General features: G+C 70.1%; 16 protein-coding genes, 1 pseudogene and 1 riboswitch. All 17 genes and pseudogenes read left to right on the top strand.

Annotation, left to right across the window (positions count from 1 at the left end; translation table 11 throughout):
• The first annotated feature begins 109 nt into the window (after positions 1 to 109).
• The 17 genes and pseudogenes from ugpB to YU1_RS0107590 all read left to right on the top strand — a co-directional run bounded on the left by ugpB (position 110) and on the right by YU1_RS0107590 (position 18,824).
• Positions 110 to 1,429: a sn-glycerol-3-phosphate ABC transporter substrate-binding protein UgpB gene (ugpB, locus tag YU1_RS0107670; RefSeq protein WP_051356632.1), complete on the top strand. Its 1,320-nt coding sequence runs from the start codon at positions 110 to 112 to the stop codon at positions 1,427 to 1,429.
• Positions 1,430 to 1,500: 71 nt separating this feature from the next.
• Complete coding sequence (gene ugpA, locus YU1_RS0107665) at positions 1,501 to 2,385, top strand: sn-glycerol-3-phosphate ABC transporter permease UgpA (RefSeq protein ID WP_029003571.1); 885 nt, start codon at positions 1,501 to 1,503, stop codon at positions 2,383 to 2,385.
• Positions 2,386 to 2,402: 17 nt separating this feature from the next.
• On the top strand, positions 2,403 to 3,254 hold the full coding sequence (ugpE, locus tag YU1_RS0107660) for a sn-glycerol-3-phosphate ABC transporter permease UgpE (RefSeq protein WP_029003570.1): 852 nt from the start codon (positions 2,403 to 2,405) through the stop codon (positions 3,252 to 3,254).
• 228 nt (positions 3,255 to 3,482) lie between these two features.
• Positions 3,483 to 3,592, top strand: a riboswitch (guanidine-I (ykkC/yxkD leader).
• A gap of 183 nt (positions 3,593 to 3,775) precedes the next feature.
• Positions 3,776 to 4,807, top strand: coding sequence for a putative urea ABC transporter substrate-binding protein (locus YU1_RS0107655; RefSeq protein ID WP_051356631.1), 1,032 nt, complete (start codon positions 3,776 to 3,778; stop codon positions 4,805 to 4,807).
• Between the two features lie 212 nt (positions 4,808 to 5,019).
• Positions 5,020 to 5,835: an ABC transporter permease gene (locus YU1_RS0107650; RefSeq protein ID WP_029003568.1), complete on the top strand. Its 816-nt coding sequence runs from the start codon at positions 5,020 to 5,022 to the stop codon at positions 5,833 to 5,835.
• On the top strand, positions 5,832 to 6,644 hold the full coding sequence (locus YU1_RS0107645) for an ATP-binding cassette domain-containing protein (protein WP_029003567.1): 813 nt from the start codon (positions 5,832 to 5,834) through the stop codon (positions 6,642 to 6,644). The genes YU1_RS0107650 and YU1_RS0107645 overlap by 4 nt, the downstream gene beginning before the upstream one ends.
• Before the next feature lie 11 nt (positions 6,645 to 6,655).
• Positions 6,656 to 7,471, top strand: coding sequence for an urea amidolyase associated protein UAAP1 (locus YU1_RS0107640; RefSeq protein WP_029003566.1), 816 nt, complete (start codon positions 6,656 to 6,658; stop codon positions 7,469 to 7,471).
• A 14-nt stretch (positions 7,472 to 7,485) separates the two neighbouring features.
• A complete protein-coding gene (locus YU1_RS0107635; protein ID WP_051356606.1) occupies positions 7,486 to 8,142 on the top strand; it encodes an urea amidolyase associated protein UAAP2 in 657 nt (218 codons plus the stop codon).
• A 3-nt stretch (positions 8,143 to 8,145) separates the two neighbouring features.
• Positions 8,146 to 11,676 carry an urea carboxylase gene (gene uca, locus YU1_RS0107630; protein WP_029003564.1) on the top strand — a complete coding sequence of 1,177 codons (3,531 nt, stop codon included), beginning with the start codon at positions 8,146 to 8,148 and terminating at the stop codon, positions 11,674 to 11,676.
• Between the two features lie 23 nt (positions 11,677 to 11,699).
• Positions 11,700 to 12,083: pseudogene (locus YU1_RS28465) on the top strand (allophanate hydrolase-related protein); the annotation flags it as partial.
• 662 nt (positions 12,084 to 12,745) lie between these two features.
• Positions 12,746 to 13,960, top strand: coding sequence for a LacI family DNA-binding transcriptional regulator (locus YU1_RS28460; protein WP_245263257.1), 1,215 nt, complete (start codon positions 12,746 to 12,748; stop codon positions 13,958 to 13,960).
• Between the two features lie 13 nt (positions 13,961 to 13,973).
• Entirely contained in the window at positions 13,974 to 14,648 is a 675-nt protein-coding gene (locus YU1_RS0107615; RefSeq protein WP_029003563.1) for an amino acid ABC transporter permease, read from the top strand.
• 12 nt (positions 14,649 to 14,660) lie between these two features.
• A complete protein-coding gene (locus YU1_RS0107610) occupies positions 14,661 to 15,314 on the top strand; it encodes an amino acid ABC transporter permease (protein WP_156922000.1) in 654 nt (217 codons plus the stop codon).
• Positions 15,315 to 15,387: 73 nt separating this feature from the next.
• Positions 15,388 to 16,200: a transporter substrate-binding domain-containing protein gene (locus tag YU1_RS0107605; RefSeq protein WP_029003561.1), complete on the top strand. Its 813-nt coding sequence runs from the start codon at positions 15,388 to 15,390 to the stop codon at positions 16,198 to 16,200.
• A gap of 188 nt (positions 16,201 to 16,388) precedes the next feature.
• Entirely contained in the window at positions 16,389 to 17,117 is a 729-nt protein-coding gene (locus tag YU1_RS0107600) for an amino acid ABC transporter ATP-binding protein (RefSeq protein ID WP_051356630.1), read from the top strand.
• 111 nt (positions 17,118 to 17,228) lie between these two features.
• Positions 17,229 to 18,170 carry a 2-dehydro-3-deoxygalactonokinase gene (locus YU1_RS0107595; RefSeq protein ID WP_029003559.1) on the top strand — a complete coding sequence of 314 codons (942 nt, stop codon included), beginning with the start codon at positions 17,229 to 17,231 and terminating at the stop codon, positions 18,168 to 18,170.
• A gap of 24 nt (positions 18,171 to 18,194) precedes the next feature.
• Positions 18,195 to 18,824: a 2-dehydro-3-deoxy-6-phosphogalactonate aldolase gene (locus YU1_RS0107590; protein WP_029003558.1), complete on the top strand. Its 630-nt coding sequence runs from the start codon at positions 18,195 to 18,197 to the stop codon at positions 18,822 to 18,824.
• Positions 18,825 to 18,906: the final 82 nt, after the last annotated feature.

Genomic DNA, 18,906 nt, shown 5'->3' with positions numbered 1-18,906 from the left:
GCGGTCACATGGCCGTCATCGCGTCGTCACGGCGCCTTCATGCAAAGCCCCCAAGCCTCCGCCGGAGACAGCCGGCCCTGCCGGCGGCAGACCGGAGGCGGACATGGGCATGTGGACGAGGACGGGACGGGCGCTGGCGGCCGGGGTGCTCGGGCTGGGCCTGCTGGCCGGGCAGGCCAGGGCCGAGGTGGAGATCCAGTGGTGGCACGCCATGTCCGGGCCGCTGGGCGAGAAGCTGGAGAAAATCGCCAGCGATTTCAATGCCTCGCAAGGCGAATACAAAATCGTCCCGGTATTCAAGGGCTCCTATCCGGAGACCATGACCGGGGCCATCGCCGCGTTCCGGGCCAAGCAGCAGCCGGCCATCGTCCAGGTGTTCGAGGTCGGCACCGCCACCATGATGGCCGCCAAGGGCGCGGTCTATCCCGTGTACAAGCTGATGGCCGAGCAAGGCGAACCCTTCGCTCCCAAGGCCTATCTGCCCGCCGTGACCGGCTATTACTCGGACACCCAAGGCAATCTGCTGTCCTTCCCGTTCAATTCCTCCACCACGATCCTCTATTACAACAAGGATCTGTTCCAGAAGGCCGGCCTCGACCCCGCCGTCCCGCCCAAGACCTGGCCGGAACTGGAGGCGATGGCGAAAAAGCTTCAGGCCTCCGGCGTGCCCTGCGGCTTCACCACCCAATGGCCGTCCTGGGTGAATGTGGAGAACCTTTCCGCCTTCCATAACGTGCCCATCGGCACGAAGCAGAACGGAATGGGCGGTTTGGACACACAGCTCACCATTTCGAACACCCTGGTACAACACCATTGGGAAAAGCTGGCGGAGTGGCAGAAATCCAGGCTTTTCGACTATGGCGGACGCCAGGCGAAGGCGGACCCGAAATTCTTCTCCGGCGAATGCGCCATGTCCATCGGCTCCTCGGCCGCGCGCGCCGCGATTCTCGCCAATGCCAAATTCGATCTGGGATACGGCATGATCCCCTATTGGCCGGATGTGAAAGGCGCGCCGCAGAATTCGATCATCGGCGGCGCCACCCTGTGGGTGCTCACCGGCCGGCCGCAGGCGGAGTACAAGGGCGCGGCGAAATTCTTCACCTATCTCTCGCGCCCCGAGGTGCAGGCCTGGTGGCACCAGCAGACCGGCTACCTGCCGATCACGGAAGCCGCCTACCACCTCTCCAAGAGCCAGGGCTTCTATGACAAGAACCCCGGCACCGACGTCTCCATCCTGCAGATGACGCTCAACCCGCCGACGGAGAATTCCAAGGGCCTGCGCTTCGGCTCGTTCGCCCAGATCCGCGACGTGATCGAGGAGGAGCTGGAGGCGACGCTTGCCGGCAGCAAGACCGCCAAGGCGGCGCTGGATGACGCCCAGGCGCGCGGCAACACGCTGCTGCTGGCGTTCGAGAAGGCCAACCCATAGTCCCTCCGGCCCGCTGATCGAGCGATCAGCGGGCCGCCCGATCGCCGTCCCTTCGCCGATCCCGAGGCGCCATGCAGGCCAAGCGCGTCACCTTCCCCAACAAAGTGCTGCCCTACCTGCTGCTGGCGCCGCAGCTCGCCGTCACCGCCGTCTTCTTCCTCTGGCCGGCGGGCGAAGCGCTTCTCGGCGCGCTCTATGCGGAGGATGCCTTCGGCCTCTCCCGGCAGTTCGTCGGCCTGGAGAATTTCGCCGCTTTGGCCCGCGACCCGGCCTATCTGGAGGCGGTGGGCGTCACTTTCCTCTTCTCCGGCGCGGTGGCGGGCCTCTCGCTCGCCCTCGGCCTGCTGCTGGCGCTGGCGGCGGAGAAGGCCGGGCGCCTCGCCGGCCTCTACCGCACCCTGCTGATCTGGCCCTATGCGGTGGCCCCGGCGGTGGCCGCCATCCTGTTCTGGTTCATGTTCGATCCCAATGTCGGCGTCGCCGCCCGCGCCCTGCGCGGCCTCGGCGTCACCTGGAACCACTTCCTCGACGGCCGGCAGGCGCTGCTGCTGGTGGTGCTGGCGGCGGCCTGGAAGCAGGTCAGCTACAATCTGCTGTTCTTCTACGCCGGTCTGCGCGCCATTCCCCGCCCCCTCATCGAGGCGGCGGCGCTGGACGGGGCGGGGCCGGTCCGGCGCTTCACCGCCATCGTCTTCCCGCTGCTGGCGCCCACCACCGTCTTCCTGGTGGTGGTGAACGTGACCTATGCCTTCTTCGACACCTTCGGCATCATCCACGCCACCACTGGCGGCGGGCCGGGGCGGGCGACCACCACCTTGGTCTACAAGGTGTTCAAGGACGGGTTCGAAGGGCTGGACCTGGGCTCGTCCTCCGCCCAGTCGGTGGTGCTGCTGGCCATCGTGGCGGCGCTCACCGTGCTCCAATTCCGCCATATCGAGCGCAAGGTGCAATATTGATGGCCCGGCGCGACGGCATGGTGGAGCGCGACGGCGCGCTGACGCTCGCCGCCCACGGCGTGCTCATCCTCGGCGTCGCGGTCATGGTGCTGCCGGTCTATCTGGCCTTCGTCGCCTCCACCCATCCGGGCGCCGATTTCCTGGGCGGGCGCATCGGCGTCCTGCCGGGCCCGGACGGGCCGGCCAATTACGCCGCGCTGGTCGGCCTCGGCGCGCCGCCGCCGGGGGTCCCGCCCATCGGCCCCATGCTGTGGAACAGCTTCGTCATGGCGCTGGGCATCGCCGTGGGCAAGATCGCCATCTCCCTGCTGTCGGCCTTCGCGGTGAGCTATTTCCGCTTTCCGTTCCGGGTGACGGCCTTCTGGCTGATCTTCATCACCCTGATGCTGCCGGTGGAGGTGCGCATCCTGCCCACCTACAAGGTGGTGGCGGACCTCGCGCTCTTGAACACGCCGGGCGGGCTGATCCTGCCGCTGATCGCCAGCGCCACCGCCACCTTCCTGTTCCGGCAGGTGTTCATGACCATTCCCGACGAGATGACGGAGGCGGCCAGGATGGACGGGGCCGGGCCGATGCGCTTCTTCTGGCACATCCTGCTGCCGCTCTCGCGCACCAACATCGCGGCGCTGTTCGTCATCCTCTTCATCTATGGCTGGAACCAGTATCTGTGGCCGCTGATGGTGACGACAGAGGCGAGCCACGCCACCATCGTCACCTCGATCCAGCGCCTCGCCGCCACGGCGAACCAGGAGGCCCCGGTCTGGCACCTGGTGATGGGCACCGCCATCCTCGCCTTGCTGCCGCCGGTGGCGGTGATCCTCGCCATGCAGCGCCTGTTCGTGGACGGGCTGACGGAGACGGAGAAATAGGGGCGGGGGGCCGGGAATACCCATGACGGCACGGCCCCCGACCCAATGCCGGCGACAAGGCCCGGCAAGTTTTGCGGCGGCGTGCATGCAAGATGGCGGACGCAGGGCATTTTTGCCTATTTCGGCGCCGTTTGCCGCCAACGCGGGCGCAAGACCCTCCGCACACCTCCTGCCTGCCCTTGATTCTCCAGCATTTTTCCGTGGCACACCACTTGCTAGTTAAGGGCCAGAGTTGGTGGCTAGGGTTCCGGCGCCGTTGCGGCGTGCTGGTCCGAGAGCTGCCACCGGCCCGGGAGACATCCGGGCCGGGCGCACGGCGGGATAAAAGCCCGGGAGACCTCGGTGGCCAAGGAATTGGTGGCACGCGAGTCTCCGCCAATTCCCCGATTTTCAACAAGGGGAACACTATGCGCTTCTCGATTGCGACGCTTCTGTCCTCACGCCTCGTTGCTTCGCCCCTCGCTTCAACGCGGCTCGCCCGCCGCGCGGCGCTGCTCGGCCTTGCCGGCGCCGCTGCGCTGATGCTCAACATCGGCCCGCTGGCCGCCCCCGCGCAGGCCGCGCCCAAGAAGGACTTCAAGGTCGCCTGGTCGATCTATGTGGGCTGGATGCCCTGGGGCTATGCCGCAGACCATGGCATCGTGAAGAAATGGGCCGACAAATACGGCCTCAAGATCGACGTGGTGCAGTTCAACGATTATGTCGAAAGCATCAACCAATATACCGCCGGCGCGTTCGACGCGCTGACCGTGACCAATATGGACGCCCTCTCCGTGCCCGCCGCCGGCGGCGTGGACACCTCCGCCGTCATCATGGGCGACTTCTCCAACGGCAATGACGCGGTGATCCTGAAGGGCAAGGACAGCCTGGCCGCCATCAAGGGCCAGAAGGTCAATCTGGTGGAATTCTCGGTCTCGCATTACCTGCTGGCGCGGGCGCTAGAGAGCGTGAAGCTGTCCGAGCGCGACGTGAAGGTGGTGAACACCTCCGACGCCGACATGGTGGCCGCCTACAAGACCAAGGCGGTGACGGCGGTCGTCACCTGGAACCCGCTGGTGTCCGAGATCCTGGCCGAGAAGAGCGCCAAGAACGTGTTCGACAGCTCCAAGATCCCCGGCGAGATCATGGACCTCATGGTCGCCAATACGCAGACGCTCACCGACAATCCCGACTTCGGCAAGGCGCTGGCCGGCATCTGGTACGAGACCGTCACCCTGATGACCGCCGAGAGCGAGGCGGGCAAGGCGGCGCGCGCCGCCATGGGCAAGGCGTCGGGCACCGATCTCGCCGGCTTCGAAAGCCAGCTCAAGGCCACCAAGCTGTTCGACAAGGCGGCCGATGCGGTGGCGTTCGTGAAGTCCCCCGCCGTCGGCACCACCATGGACCGGGTGCGCAAGTTCCTGTTCGAGAAGAAGCTGCTGGGCGAGAACGCGAAATCCGCCGACGCCATCGGCATCGCCTTGCCCGACGGCAAGGTGCTGGGCGACGCCAAGAACGTGAAGCTGCGCTTCATCGACACCTACATGGCGCTGGCGGCCGACGGCAAGCTCTGAGGGGTTCGCGCGGTCACGTCCGCCGACGCCGGACGGACGACCCGCCACCCGGCGCCCGCCCGCCGATTTCACCCTCTCCCGCTTGCGGGGGAGGGAGCCCGTCGCGCCAGCGGCGAGGGTGTGCTCGTCGCCAGGCGGGCCTGCCCGCCACACCCAACGGACGGCCCGCCACCCCGCGCCCGCCCGCCGAACGAAACCCGGAGCCCGCACGCATGCGCCTCATCAACCGCCGGCCGGACCGCACGGCAGCGCTGCTGCTGGCCATGCTGCCGTTCGCGTGCCTCATCCTCGCCTATGTGCTCGGCTCCGCCGCGCGGCTCGCCGACAACCCGGCGGACAAGCTGCTGCCGAGCCTCGCCACCATCGGCGATGCCATCGCCCGCGTGGCGCTCAATCCCGATGCCCGCACGGGTGACTATCTGCTCATCAGCGACACGCTGGCGACGCTGGACCGGCTCGTCACCGCGCTGGCGCTGTCCACCGCCATCGCCCTCGTCGCCGGCGTGATGATCGGCATGCTGCCCATGGTGCGGGCGCTGCTGGCGCCGTTCGTCGCCATGGTCTCCATGGTGCCGCCGCTGGCGCTGCTGCCCATCCTGTTCATCGCTCTCGGGCTGGGCGAGGTCTCGAAAGTGGCGCTGATCACCATCGGGGTGACGCCCTTTCTCATCCGCGACCTCGCCATGCGGGTGGAGGAACTGCCGCGCGAGCAGATGATCAAGGCGCAGACGCTGGGCGCCTCAAGCTGGCAGATCGCGCTGCGCGTGGTGCTGCCGCAGATCGCCCCGCGCCTCATCGACGCTGTGCGCCTGTCGCTCGGCCCGGCCTTCCTGTTCCTCATCGCGGCGGAGGCGATCGCGGCCGAGAGCGGCCTCGGCTATCGCATCTTCCTGGTGCGGCGGTATCTCGCCATGGATGTCATCCTGCCCTACGTCGCCTGGATCACCTTGCTCTCGGTGCTGATGGACTATGGCCTCGTGCGGCTGCGCCGCGCCGCCTTCCCCTGGTTCGGCGGGAGGGGCGCATGACCGCCATCTCGGTGCAGCACCTGTGGAAGGAATATGGCGACCAGATCGTGCTGGAGGACATCTGCCTCGAGTTCGCGCCGCGTTCCTTCGTCGCCCTGGTCGGCCCCTCCGGCTGCGGCAAGACCACCTTCCTGCGCATCCTGCTCAGCGAGGAGAGCGTGACCCGCGGCAGCGTGCTGATCGACGGCCGCCCCATCGCCCGCGAGCCCGGCGCCGACCGGGGCGTGGTGTTCCAGCGCTATTCCGTCTTCCCGCACCTCACCGTGCTGGGCAACGTGCTGCTGGCGGCGGAATTACCGCGCGCGCCGCTCACCGGCCGCCTGTTCGGCGCCGCCCGCCACGCGGCGGCTGAGGAGGCCCGCGCGCTGATCGACGAAGTGGGCCTTGCCGGGGCGCAGGACAAATATCCCGCCGCGCTGTCGGGCGGCATGCAGCAGCGCCTCGCGCTCGCCCAGGCGATCATGCGCAAGCCGCGCATCCTCTTGCTGGACGAGCCGTTCGGCGCGCTCGACCCCGGCATCCGCGCCGACATCCACACCCTGATGCGCAAGCTGTGGAACTCTTGCGAGATGACGGTGGTGATGGTGACGCACGACCTGCGCGAGGCCTTCACGCTCGCCACCCGCGTCATCGCCTTCGAGCGCCGCCGCGACCGGCCGGAGGAGCGCGCGCGCTTCGGCGCCACGGTGGCGCGCGACATCGACGTCTGGCCGCGCCGCATCGCCGGCGCGCCTTCCAGCCCCGGCCGGGACGACCCGGCGATCGAGACGGGGCATGGCCGGGACGACCCGGCACTCATGAGCGCCTGAGGAGAGAGCACATGACTGCCGACACCACAACGCTGGACCGCATCGCGGCCAACAAGCGCCGCTACGAGGAGCTGAAGGCCGCCGGCGGCCACGCCCCCGCCGTGCTGCCCGCGCCCACGGCGCGCGGCCTGCCGCTGCCGCCCGGCCCGCTGACCCGCGAGACGATCCCGCCCGGCTGGTACTTCACCACGCGGCTGAAGGCCGGCGAGGCGCTGCGCATCGCGCTGATGGACGCGCCCGCCGCCGTCGCGCTGGTCTGCTGGAACGCGCACGAGACGAGCGAGCGGCTGAACTATGCCGACACGCTGAAGATCCAGTGGACCGCCAGATTGCAGAAGGGCCGCGTGCTGTTCTCCGACATGGGCCGGGTGATGCTCTCGCTGGTGGAGGATACCGGCTGCGCCCATGACGCGCTGGTGGGCGGCTCCACCGCCGCCTCCAACCGCGCCCGCTACGGCGCCAAGGCCGATAGCGAGCGGCTGCGCAACACGCGGGACAATTTCATCCTCGCCGCCGGCAAGCTCGGCCTCGCGCGCTGCGACATCCCGCCGTGCATGACCTTCTTCGCCCCGGTGAACACCGACGCGGACGGCAGGCTGGCATGGGGCGCCGACACCCGGCAGGCGGGCGATTTCGTCGACCTGCGGGCGGAGATGGACCTCCTCGTGGCGCTCTCCAACTGCCCGCACCCGCTCGACCCGCGCCCGGACCATGCCGCCGGCAGCGTCGAGGCGATCCGCTTCCAGGCCCCGCCCGCTGCGTTCGACGACCTCTGCCGCACCGCCACCCCCGAAGCCGCCCGCGGCTTCGAGAACCTCGCGCGCTGAAGGGAGCGACCGACATGAACGCCAAAAGCTTCTTCGCCGCCCCGGTGCATGACCCGAAATCCGCGATCGCCACCCACCATGTGCCCCCGCAGGCCCCCTGGTCGGGCCTCGTCAGGCGCGGCCAATCCATCCGCATCATCGACCTGGAGGGCCAGCAGGCGGTGGACACCCTGTTCTACAAGGCGGGCGACCTCGCCGAGCGCTATTCGGCGCAGGACACCGTGCGCGTGCAGGGCGCGGCCTATGTCACCACCGGCACCCGCCTCATCTCCAACGAGGGGCATCTGATGGGCGTCGTCACCGCCGACACCTGCGGCCGGCACGACACCTCGGCGGGCGCCTGCTCGTGCGAGAGCAACACCGCGCGCTTCGGCCAGCACACCCGCTACCTGCACGCCTGCCGCGAGAACTTCGTATATGAGGTTTCGAAATACGGCCTGACCAAGCGCGACATCGTGCCCAACATCAACTTCTTCATGAACGTGCCGATCTCGCCAAACGGCGAGCTGGCCATCGTCGACGGGGTGTCGAAGCCGGGCGATTATGTGGAGATCCGGGCCGAGATGGACCTCCTCTGCGTCATCTCCAACTGCCCCCAGATCAACAATCCCTGCAACGGCTTCAACCCCACGCCCATCGCCATCCTGATCTTCGCCGGGGACGAGGGCTGACCCATGTTCGACACGGTCCTGATTGCCAACCGGGGCGAGATCGCCGGCCGGATCGCCCGGACTTTGCGCGCGATGCATATCCGCGCCGTCGCCGTCCATTCGGACGCCGACCGCTTCACCCGCCCGGTGCTGGCGGCGGACGAAGCCCACCGCCTCGGCCCGGCCCCCGCCGCCGAGAGCTATCTGAACATGGAGGCGGTGATCGCCGCCGCCAAGGCCAGCGGCGCGCAGGCGGTGCATCCCGGCTACGGCTTCCTGTCGGAGACTGTCGCCTTCGCCGAGCGGCTGGCGGCGGAAGGCATCGCCTTCATCGGCCCCCGCCCGGAGCATCTGCGGGCCTTCGGCCTCAAGCACACCGCCCGCGAGATCGCGCAAAGGAGCGGCGTGCCGCTGCTGCCCGGCACCGGCCTGATCGAGGGCGTGGAGGAGGCGCTGGAGGCCGCGCAAGCCATCTCCTACCCGGTGATGCTCAAGAGCACGGCGGGCGGCGGCGGCATCGGCATGCAGCTCTGCGCCGGCCCGGAGGACCTGGCCGCCGCGTTCGAGCGCGTGCAGCGCACGGCGCGCGCCTCCTTCGGCGACGCGCGGGTCTATCTGGAGCGCTTCGTGGCCGATGCCCGCCATGTGGAGGTGCAGATCTTCGGCAACGGCGCCGGCCGCGTGGTGGCGCTCGGCGAGCGCGACTGCTCGCTCCAGCGCCGCAACCAGAAGGTGATCGAGGAAACCCCCGCCCCGCTGCTGCCGGAGGACGTGCGCGCCCGCCTCCACGCCGCCGCCGTGGCGCTGGGGGAAAGCGTCGCCTATGCCTCCGCCGGCACGGTGGAATTCATCTACGACCCGGCGCGGGCGGAATTCTACTTCCTGGAGGTGAACACCCGCCTCCAGGTTGAGCATCCGGTCACCGAGGCGGTGTTCGGCATCGACCTGGTGGAATGGATGGTGCGGCAGGCGGCGGGCGAGGACCCCATTCCCGCCGAACCCCTCACCCCCCAGGGCGCGGCCATCGAGGCCCGCATCTATGCGGAGATCCCCCACGCCAACTTCCAGCCCAGCGCCGGCCTGCTTACCGAGGTCGCCTTCCCGCACGGCGTGCGGGTGGACGGCTGGGTGGAGACGGGCACGGAGGTCACGCCCTATTACGACCCCATGCTGGCGAAGGTGATCGTCACCGGCGCCGACCGCCCCGCCGCGCTCCAAGCCCTGCGGGCGGCGCTGGACGCGACCCGGCTGTCCGGCATCGAGACCAACCTCACCTATCTGCGGGCCATCGCGGCATCCGATCTGCTCGCTTCCGGCAAGGTGGCCACCACCGCGCTGAAGGATTTCGACTTCGCGCCGCGCAGCATCGAGGTGCTCAGCCCCGGCGCGCAGTCGAGCCTTCAGGAGCTGCCGGGGCGCCTCCACCTCTGGCATGTGGGCGTGCCGCCGTCCGGCCCGATGGACGCCCATTCCTTCCGCCGCGCCAACGCCTTGGTGCGCAATCCGCCGGACACGGCGGCGCTGGAATTGACCGTCAACGGCCCGACCCTGCGCTTCCACGCCGCCGCCGAGGTGGCGCTGTCCGGCGCGCACATGCCGGCGGTGCTGGACGGCGCGAACGTGCCGCACGACGCCCCGTTCGCGGTGGCGGCCGGGCAGGTGCTGGCGCTCGGCGCCATCCAGGGGCCGGGCCAGCGCGCTTATCTCGCCGTGCGCGGCGGCTTCGACGCGCCCGAGGTGCTGGGCTCGCGCGCCACCTTCGCGCTCGGCGCCTTCGGCGGCCATGCCACCGGCACGCTGAAGGGCGGCGATGCGCTGCACATCGGCTCAATAGTCGAGGACGCCAGCGCCCCGCTTGCTCCCGCGCCGCTGACGCGGACGTGGGAGATCGGCGTGGTCTACGGCCCGCACGGCGCGCCGGACTTCTTCCAGGACGCGGACATCGCCGATCTGTTCGCGGCATCCTACGAGGTGCATTACAACAGCGCCCGCACCGGCGTGCGCCTGATGGGGCCGACGCCGCGCTGGGCCCGCGCCGATGGCGGCGAGGCGGGGCTGCACCCCTCCAACCTGCACGACAATGCCTATGCGGTGGGCGCCATCGACTTCACCGGCGACATGCCCATCATCCTCGGGCCGGACGGCCCCTCGCTCGGCGGCTTCGTCTGCCCGGCGGTGATCGCCCGCGACGAGCAATGGAAGATGGGCCAGTTGAAGCCCGGCGACAGCGTGCGCTTCGTCCCGCTGGCCCGGCCGCACGATGCCGTGGCCGGGCCCGCCGTCCGCTCCGTGCCGGAGGCCGCCTCGCCCATCGTGGCGCGGCGCGACGACGGCCCGGTTCAGGTGGTCTACCGCCGCCAGGGCGACGACAATCTGCTGGTGGAATTCGGCGACATGCGGCTCGACATCGCCCTGCGGCTGCGGGCGCACCTGATGGCGCAGGCGGTGGCGCAGGCGAAGCTGCCCGGCCTCATCGACCTCACCCCCGGCATCCGCTCGCTGCAAATCCACTATGACGGCGGCGCGCTTTCCCGCGCCCGGCTGGTCGGGCTGTTGCAGGAGATCGAAGCCGCGCTGCCCAAGGCCGAGGACGTGGTGGTGCCGAGCCGCACCGTCCACCTGCCCTTGTCCTGGGACGACCCGGACGCGCAGCGCGCCATGCGCAAGTATCAGGAGCTGGTGCGGCCCGACGCCCCCTGGTGCCCGTCCAACATCGAGTTCATCCGCCGCATCAACGGGCTGGCCGATGAGCAGGCGGTCAAGGACGTGGTGTTCGACGCGCGCTATCTGGTGCTGGGCCTGGGCGACGTCTATCTGGGCGCCCCGGTGGCGACCCCGATCGACCCGCGCCATCGCCTGGTGACCACCAAATACAATCCCGCCCGCACCTGGACGCCGGAGAATGCGGTGGGCATCGGCGGCGCCTACATGTGCATCTACGGCATGGAGGGGCCGGGCGGCTATCAATTGTTCGGCCGCACCATCCAGATGTGGAACACCTGGCGCGCCACCCCGGCCTTCGCCGAGGGCACGCCCTGGCTGCTGCGCTTCTTCGATCAGATCCGCTTCTTCCCGGTCTCCCACGCGGAACTCACCGAGGCGCGCGCCGCCTTCCCGCACGGCGCCTATCCGGTGCGCATCGAGGAGGGGCAGTTCTCCTATGCGGACTATGCCGCCGGGCTGAAGCGGGACGAGCCCGCCATCACCGCCTTCAAGGCCCGCCAGCAGGCGGCGTTCGAGGCGGAGCGGGCGCGCTGGAAGGCGGAGGGGCTGGACAGCTTCGTCACTGACGACGGCGGCCCGGCGCTGGCGCCGGACGCCATTCCCGAAGGCTGCTTCGGGGTCAGCGCTGGCGTGCCGGGCAATGTGTGGAAGGTGCTGGTGGCACCCGGCGCCCCGGTGGCGGCGGGCGAGACCATCGCCATCATCGAGAGCATGAAGATGGAGATCGCCATCACCGCCCATGCGCCGGGGCGCCTGCGGGAAGTGCGCGTGGCGCCGGGGCGCACGGTGCGCACCGGCGATGTGGTGGCCGTGCTGGAGGCAGGCGCATGACCGGGACGCAGGACACCCTGCCCATCGTCGTGGTGGGCGCCCATCTCTCCGGCATGCCGCTCAACCGCGAATTGACCGAGACCGGCGGCCGGCTGATCCGCCGCTGCCGCACGGCGCCGGACTATCGGCTCTATGCCTTGCCCGGCACGGTGCCGGAGAAGCCGGGGCTGGTGCGCGAGCCGGGCTTCGCCGGCCCCGGCCTCGACGTGGAGGTGTGGGCGCTCGCCCCCGCCGCCTTCGGCGCCTTCGTCGCCCGCATCCCGGCGCCGCTGGGCGTGGGCAAGATCCGCCTGGACGACGGCTCGGAAGCCTCCGGCTTCCTGTGCGAGGCCCATGCGGTGAAGGACGCGCGCGAGATCACCGCGCTGGGCGGCTGGCGCGCCTATATGGCGCAGCGCCAGGGCTGACCCGCACCTGGACGGAGCGCACCTCTCCCCGCGCGCGCCCTCCCTTCGCGCGACGCGCTCCCTCTCCCGCTTGCGGGGGAGGGCCGGGGTGGGGCGCCGTGCCAGCGGCGAACAGGTCGCGGGGTGGGTGCGCGCGCCGCGGCAGCAGCGCCCGCGCGGATGGAACAAGCGTTTCCGAAGCTGCGCTTCGGCCCCCACCCCTTCCCTCCCCCGCAAGCGGGAGAGGGTTTTTGCCGCGCCCGGACGAGATGGCGCGCATCCTCCCCCGCGCCCGCCGCGCCCCGCGCCCCACACCCCACACCCCGCCGGGGGAACGCGCGGCAAATATTTGATGCTATGCAACATGACGCGGGGCGCCCTGGCGGCCCCGCCGGCCCGCGGCGGGAGCCCGCGCCGCGCCGCCATTGAGATGCTGCATCGCAGCACGTCCGGGCCGGTCATATTGCCGCGTCGGCGAAGTTTTAGATCGATCTAAAAAAGTCGTTGACCGGCCGCGCGCCGCTCCATTAGACAAGCTCCTGCCGCTGGGGCCGAACGCCCGGCGGCAGCCGCCGGCACCGCCCGTGCCGCGAACAACGAGACCTGCGTCCGGCGCCCCTGGCGCGCGGAAAAGCGCGTCCGCCACGTCAGCCGGCCGTCACGGCCGGGGGAGAAATGCCACGGTGCAGACGCGCAAGCCGCATAAGCCCAGGGGCGGCGATGCCCAGCCGGGCCAGACCGCGCCCAAAGGGGCCGCGCGGGCGGAAGGCTCGGGCGCCAGCCATGCCCCGTCCGGCCATGCGGCCGCCGCCCACGGCGCCCCGCCGCGCGTCACGCTCAACCACATCGCCGCTTATGCCGGCGTCTCCCGCGCCACCGTCTCGCTGGTGCTGCGCAAGAGCCCGCTGGTGGCCGACGAGACCCGCGCCAAGGTGGATGCGGCCATGGCCGAGCTCGGCTATGTCTACAACCGCCGCGCCGCCAACCTGCGCTCCGGCGCCTCGCGCACCATCGGCCTCGTGCTGTGCGAGATCACCACCCCCAACTATGCCCAGCTCACCTCCGGCATCGACGACGTGCTGGACGGCGAGGGCTATGTGGCCTTCATCACCAATTCCGAGGAAGACGCCGCGCGCCAGCGCCGCCTGCTGGTGCGCATGCAGGAGCACGGCGTGGACGGCGTCGTGCTGGTGCCCGCCGAGGACACCAAGGCCGAGGTGTTCGACGACGCGCACTGCGGCAACCTGCCCCGCGTGGTGGCGCAGCGCCGCGTGGAGGGCTTTTCCGGCGACTATGTCGGGCCGGACTACGGCGCCGGCATGGAGCTGGTGACCGAGCACCTGATCGGGCTGGGCCACCGGCACATCGGCTTCATCGGCGGCGTGCGCCGCATCGCGCCTTTGGCCGAGCGCCTCGCCGGCTTCCGCCGCGCGCTGCGCCGCCACCGCCTCAAGAGCGGGCCGGTGGTGCCGTGCGCCGTGCTCGACCGCGCCGACGGCTATGCCGCCGCGCGCGACCTGCTGGCCGCCGGCGACCACCCGACCGCGCTGGTCTGCTACAACGACGTGGTGGCGTTCGGCGTCATGCTGGCGCTGGCTGAGCGCGGGCTCACCCCGGGCAAGGACGTGGCCGTGGTCGGCTGCGACGACGTGGCCGAGGCCGGGCTCCACCGCCCCGCGCTCACCACCTTCACCACCGATCCGCGCGTGGTCGGCCGCGAGGCCGCCCGCCTGCTGCTGCGCCGGGTGGAGAATCCGAGCCGCCCGCCGGAGCAGATCATCGTGCCGCCGCGCCTCATCATCCGCCAGTCCTGCGGCGCCGCCCCCGGCCAGCGCGGCCGGGCGGCGAAGGCCGCTCCCCCGCTCTCCCGCCGGCGCGCCGGCGGACCAACCCCCTGAAGGAAGCGTTGAGATGAACTACGTCTTCCAGTTCGGCGAAGTGTTCGACGCCTGGCCCGAACTGCTCCTGGGCGCCTGGCTCACCATCCGCCTCTCGGCCATGGCCATGGCCATCGGCCTGATGGTGGCCATCCTGTGCGCGCTGGGCAAGACCGGCGGCCCGCGCCCGGTGCGCTGGCTGGTGGACGTGTATGTGGAGGTGGTCCGCAACACGCCCTTCCTGGTGCAGATCTTCCTGATCTTCTTCGGCCTGCCGCGCATGGGCATCCGGCTCGACGCCAACGAGGCGGCGCTGCTCGCCATGGTGGTGAACGTCGGCGCCTACGCCACCGAGATCGTGCGCGCCGGCATCGAGACCATCCACAAGGGGCAGATCGAGGCCGGGCTGGCGCTGGGGCTGAAGCCGATCCAGGTGTTCGCCTATGTGGTCATCTTCCCGGCGTTGAAGGCGATCTACCCCTCGCTCACCAGCCAGTTCATCCTGTTGATGCTGACCTCCTCGGTGGTCTCGGCCATCTCGGCGGAGGAATTGACCGCGATCGCCAACAATCTGCAGTCGCAGACCTTCCGCTCGTTCGAGATCTACATCGTGGTCACCGCCATGTATCTGGCCATGTCGCTGATGTTCGCCGCCGCCTTCGAGCTCATCTACCGCGCGGTGTTCGCGCGGTCCGACGCCGCGCGCTGAGGGGGGCGAGCCATGATCCGTCAATTCACCTCCGCCGAATTCCTGTTCCTCTTGATGGCGGTGCGCTGGACGCTGCTGCTCTCGGCCATCGCCTTCGTCGGCGGCGCGCTGGGCGGCGTGCTGGTGGCGCTGGCCCGCACCTCGCCCTACGCCTGGCTGCGGGCGGTGGCCGGCACCTATATCCAGATCTTCCAGGGCACGCCGCTCCTGATGCAGCTGTTCCTGGTGTTCTTCGGCGCCACCATGCTGGGCGGCGGCATCGACCCGCTCACCGCCGCCGCCATCGGCCTGACGCTGAACGGCGCCGCCTTCCTGGGCGAGATCTGGCGCGGTTGCATCCAGGCCATCCCCAAGGGCCAGTGGGAGGCCTCCACCGCGCTCGGCCTGCATTATGTGACGCGGATGCGCGAGATCATCCTGCCGCAGGCGGCCAAGATCGCGGTGGCGCCCACGGTGGGCTTCCTGGTGCTGCTGGTGAAGAGCACCTCGCTGGCCTCGATCATCGGCTTCGTCGAGCTGACGCGCGCCGGGCAGATCGTCAACAACGCCACCTTCCGCCCGTTCCTGGTGTTCGGCATCGTGGCGGCGATCTACTTCGTCCTGTGCTGGCCGCTCTCGCTCTATTCCCGCCACCTGGAAAAGAAATTCGGCACCGTCTCGCGCTGACGGTCCATCTGCCACGGCCGGGCCCGCCCGGAAACGCCGCCCCTCGAAAAGGGGCTCACAAGGAGGAAGCCACATGTTCGGATCGGTCCTGAAATCCGCGCGGCGCGTGATCGCCGCCACCGGCCTCGCGGCGCTGGCCGCGAGCGCGCTGCCGCACGGCGCCTCGGCCCAGTCCATCGACGACATCCTGTCGAAGAAGAAGCTCCAGGTGGGCATGCTGGTGGACCTGCCGCCGTTCGGCCTCTTGGACGCCCAGGGCAAGCCGGAAGGCTATGACGCCGACGTCGCCAAGCTGATGGGCAAGTATCTCGGCGTCGAGGTGGAGATCGTCCCCGTCACCGGGCCGAACCGCATCCCCTACCTGCTCACCAGCAAGGTGGACGTGCTGATCGCCACCTTCGGCATCACGCCGGAGCGCGCCAAGCAGGTGCAGTTCTCCATCCCCTATTCCACCATCGAGATCCAGCTGCTCGGCCCCAAGAAGCTTGAGGTGAAGAGCCTGGAGCAGACGGTGGGCAAGAAGATCGCGGTGGCCCGCGCCTCCACACAGGACACCGCGCTGACCGCCGCCGTGCCCAAGGGCGCCACCATCATGCGCTTCGACGACGACGCCACCGCCGCCCAGGCCTTCATCTCCGGCCAGACCGACCTGCTCGGCTCCAACAACATCATCGGCGCCCAGCTCGACGCCGCCAATCCGGACATGGGCATCGAGCGCAAGGTCGTGCTGCGCAGCCAGTATAACGGCATCACCGTGCGCCGCGGCTCCACGGATTTCCTCCAGTGGATCAACACCTTCCTGTATTTCGTGAAGAATAACGGCGAGCTCGACGCCATCAACCAGAAGTGGTTCAAGACCCCGCTTCCGGTGATGCCCACGTTCTGATCGCGCTTTCCGCGGGCGCCCCGGGCGCCCGCGATCCTTAGAGCACGCGCCGATCAGATTGAGTCAATCTGATCGGATCGCGCTCTACCCTCTGCCCATCCCGGAGACCTGTCATGACGAGCCCCGCCAGCCTCAGCCCCGCGTCCGGCGCCGCCGGATCCGTGCGCCCGCCGGAGAGCGGCGCGGTCATGATCCGCATGGAGAAGGTGGAGAAGTGGTACGGCACCTACCACGCCCTCCAGGACATCAACCTCACCGTCACCGCCGGCGAGCGCATCGTCATCTGCGGCCCCTCCGGCTCGGGCAAGTCCACGCTGATCCGCTGCATCAACGCGCTGGAGCACCACCAAGGCGGGCGCATCGAGGTGGACGGCACCGAGGTCGGCGCCTCCTCCAAGGGGCTCGACAAGGTGCGCGCGGAAGTGGGCATGGTGTTCCAGTCGTTCAATTTGTTCCCGCACCTCACCGTGCTGCAGAACTGCACGCTGGCCCCGCGCAAGGTGCGCGGCATCGCGCCCAAGGAGGCCGAGGCCATCGCCATGAAGTATCTGGAGCGCGTGCGCATTCCTGAGCAGGCGAACAAGTATCCCGGCCAGCTCTCCGGCGGCCAGCAGCAGCGCGTCGCCATCGCCCGCGCCTTGTGCATGAACCCCAAGGTCATGCTGTTCGACGAGCCGACCTCGGCGCTCGACCCGGAGATGGTCAAGGAAGTGCTCGACACCATGATCTCGCTGGCCCAGGACGGCATGACCATGATCTGCGTCACCCACGAGATGGGCTTCGCCCGCCAGGTGGCGGACCGGGTGATCTTCATGGACAAGGGCGAGATCGTCGAGCAGGGCCCGCCCGAGACCTTCTTCGCCAACCCGGCCAACGAGCGCACCCGCACCTTCCTCGGCCAGATCCTGCACCACTGAGGCGCCGGGCGCGGCGGCGCGCGGTCGTCCCGCCCGAACACCGCCCTGCCGCCCCGGCCGATCGCGTCTATACTCCGCCGACTCAGCGACCGGGTCCCAAGGAAACCGCCGATGCCCGCCCCCGCCGCCCTCATCACCCTCGACTGGGGCACCACCTCGCTGCGCGCCTATCTCCAGGCCGCCGACGGGGCGATCCTGGACAGCCGCACGGCGTTCCAGGGCATCATGTCCCTGGACGGCGCCAGCTTCGCCGACGTGCTCACCGCCAATGCCGGCGCCTGGGCCCATGCCCACGGCCCGCTCCCCGTCCTGCTGTCGGGCATGATCGGCAGCCGCCAGGGCTGGGTGGAGGCGCGCTACGTGCCGACCCCGGCGGGCCTCGCCGACCTCGCCGCCGGCCTCACCCCCGTGCCCGACGCGCCGCATCCCTTCGGCCCGGTCGCCATCGTGCCCGGCCTGCTGCGCGACGATGCCGACACGCCGGACGTGATCCGCGGCGAGGAGGTGGAGGTGTTCGGCGCCCTCAACCGCCTGCACCGCGCCGACGGCCTGTTCGTGCTGCCCGGCACCCATTCCAAATGGGTGCGGGTGGACGGCGGGCGCATCGCCCGTTTCTCCACCTACATGACCGGCGACGTGTTCGCGGCGCTGAAGGGCCACACCATTCTCGGCCGCATGATGCAGTCCGAGCCCACCGGCGCCCAGCCGATCAAGGCGCAGTCCGTGGAGGGCTTCCGCCGCGGGGTGCTGGCCGCGCGCGCGCTCGAAGGGCCGGGCGGCCTGCTGGCGCGGCTGTTCTCGGTGCGCGCGCTGGGCCTGACCGGCCGCCTCGCCGAGGCCGACAGCGCCGACTTCCTCTCCGGCCTGCTGATCGGCACCGAGCTGGCCGACGCCACGCGCGGCCATGAGGGCTTCACCCTGGTGGCCAATGCGGCGCTGACCGAGCGCTATGCCGCCGCCGCCGACCTGCTCGGCCTCGCCCACGCCAGCGCGCCCGCCGGCTGCGCGCCCGCCGGCCAGTTCGCGGTGGCCAAGGCCGCCGGGCTCATCTGACCTGATCGATCGCGGAGCCTTCCCATGTCCCTCACCTTCGCCGACGCCCTCGCCGCCTGCCCGCTGGTCGCCATCCTGCGCGGCCTCACGCCCGCCGAGGCCCCCGCCATCGGCGCGGCGCTGGTGGAGGCCGGCTTCACCCTGATCGAGGTGCCGCTCAATTCGCCCGAGCCCCTGGTCTCCATCCGCCTGCTGGCGGAGGCATTCGGCGAGCGCGCGCTGATCGGCGCCGGCACGGTGCTCTCCCCCGCCGACGTGGATGCCGTTGCGGCGGCCGGCGGGCGGATCATCGTCATGCCCCATGCGGACGTGGCGGTGATCCGCGCCGCCAAGGCGCGCGGCCTCGTCTGCACCCCCGGCGTCGCCACCCCCACGGAGGCCTTCGCCGCCCGCGCCGCCGGGGCCGACGCGCTGAAGCTGTTCCCCGCGGAAGGCATTCCCCCGCACGTGGTGAAGGCCTGGCGGGCGGTGCTCACCGACATCCCGCTGCTGCCGGTGGGTGGCATCGACACCGCCAACATGGCCGCCTACCGGCAGGCCGGCGCCTCCGGCTTCGGCATCGGCTCGGCGCTCTACAAGCCGGGCAAGGACGCGGCGGCCATCGCCGTGGACGCCAAGCGGTTGCGGGACGCGGCGCGGGCCGCCTTCGCCTAGGACCGATCGACATTCCGGCCCGGTGCCTCTTGTGACGGTGCCTCCTGTAACCGGGAACTCTCGTCCCCAATCCCGCACACCG

The organism is Azorhizobium doebereinerae UFLA1-100, from assembly GCF_000473085.1.
Taxonomy (GTDB): Bacteria; Pseudomonadota; Alphaproteobacteria; order Rhizobiales; family Xanthobacteraceae; genus Azorhizobium; species Azorhizobium doebereinerae.
Note: the sequence above shows the minus strand (reverse complement) of the source record. Positions and strands in the feature narration are given on the sequence as shown.

Excerpts from the sequence above, each read along its gene's own strand:
- YU1_RS0107610 (WP_156922000.1), top strand. The coding sequence starts at position 14,661 with ATGATCCGTCAATTCACCTCCGCCGAATTCCTGTTCCTCTTGATGGCG.
- ugpB (WP_051356632.1), top strand. The coding sequence starts at position 110 with ATGTGGACGAGGACGGGACGGGCGCTGGCGGCCGGGGTGCTCGGGCTG.
- uca (WP_029003564.1), top strand. The coding sequence starts at position 8,146 with ATGTTCGACACGGTCCTGATTGCCAACCGGGGCGAGATCGCCGGCCGG.
- YU1_RS0107645 (WP_029003567.1), top strand. The coding sequence starts at position 5,832 with ATGACCGCCATCTCGGTGCAGCACCTGTGGAAGGAATATGGCGACCAG.
- YU1_RS0107640 (WP_029003566.1), top strand. The coding sequence starts at position 6,656 with ATGACTGCCGACACCACAACGCTGGACCGCATCGCGGCCAACAAGCGC.
- ugpA (WP_029003571.1), top strand. The coding sequence starts at position 1,501 with ATGCAGGCCAAGCGCGTCACCTTCCCCAACAAAGTGCTGCCCTACCTG.
- YU1_RS0107635 (WP_051356606.1), top strand. The coding sequence starts at position 7,486 with ATGAACGCCAAAAGCTTCTTCGCCGCCCCGGTGCATGACCCGAAATCC.
- YU1_RS0107615 (WP_029003563.1), top strand. The coding sequence starts at position 13,974 with ATGAACTACGTCTTCCAGTTCGGCGAAGTGTTCGACGCCTGGCCCGAA.
- ugpE (WP_029003570.1), top strand. The coding sequence starts at position 2,403 with ATGGTGGAGCGCGACGGCGCGCTGACGCTCGCCGCCCACGGCGTGCTC.
- YU1_RS0107590 (WP_029003558.1), top strand. The coding sequence starts at position 18,195 with ATGTCCCTCACCTTCGCCGACGCCCTCGCCGCCTGCCCGCTGGTCGCC.
- YU1_RS0107600 (WP_051356630.1), top strand. The coding sequence starts at position 16,389 with ATGATCCGCATGGAGAAGGTGGAGAAGTGGTACGGCACCTACCACGCC.
- YU1_RS0107605 (WP_029003561.1), top strand. The coding sequence starts at position 15,388 with ATGTTCGGATCGGTCCTGAAATCCGCGCGGCGCGTGATCGCCGCCACC.
- YU1_RS0107655 (WP_051356631.1), top strand. The coding sequence starts at position 3,776 with ATGCTCAACATCGGCCCGCTGGCCGCCCCCGCGCAGGCCGCGCCCAAG.
- YU1_RS0107650 (WP_029003568.1), top strand. The coding sequence starts at position 5,020 with ATGCGCCTCATCAACCGCCGGCCGGACCGCACGGCAGCGCTGCTGCTG.
- YU1_RS0107595 (WP_029003559.1), top strand. The coding sequence starts at position 17,229 with ATGCCCGCCCCCGCCGCCCTCATCACCCTCGACTGGGGCACCACCTCG.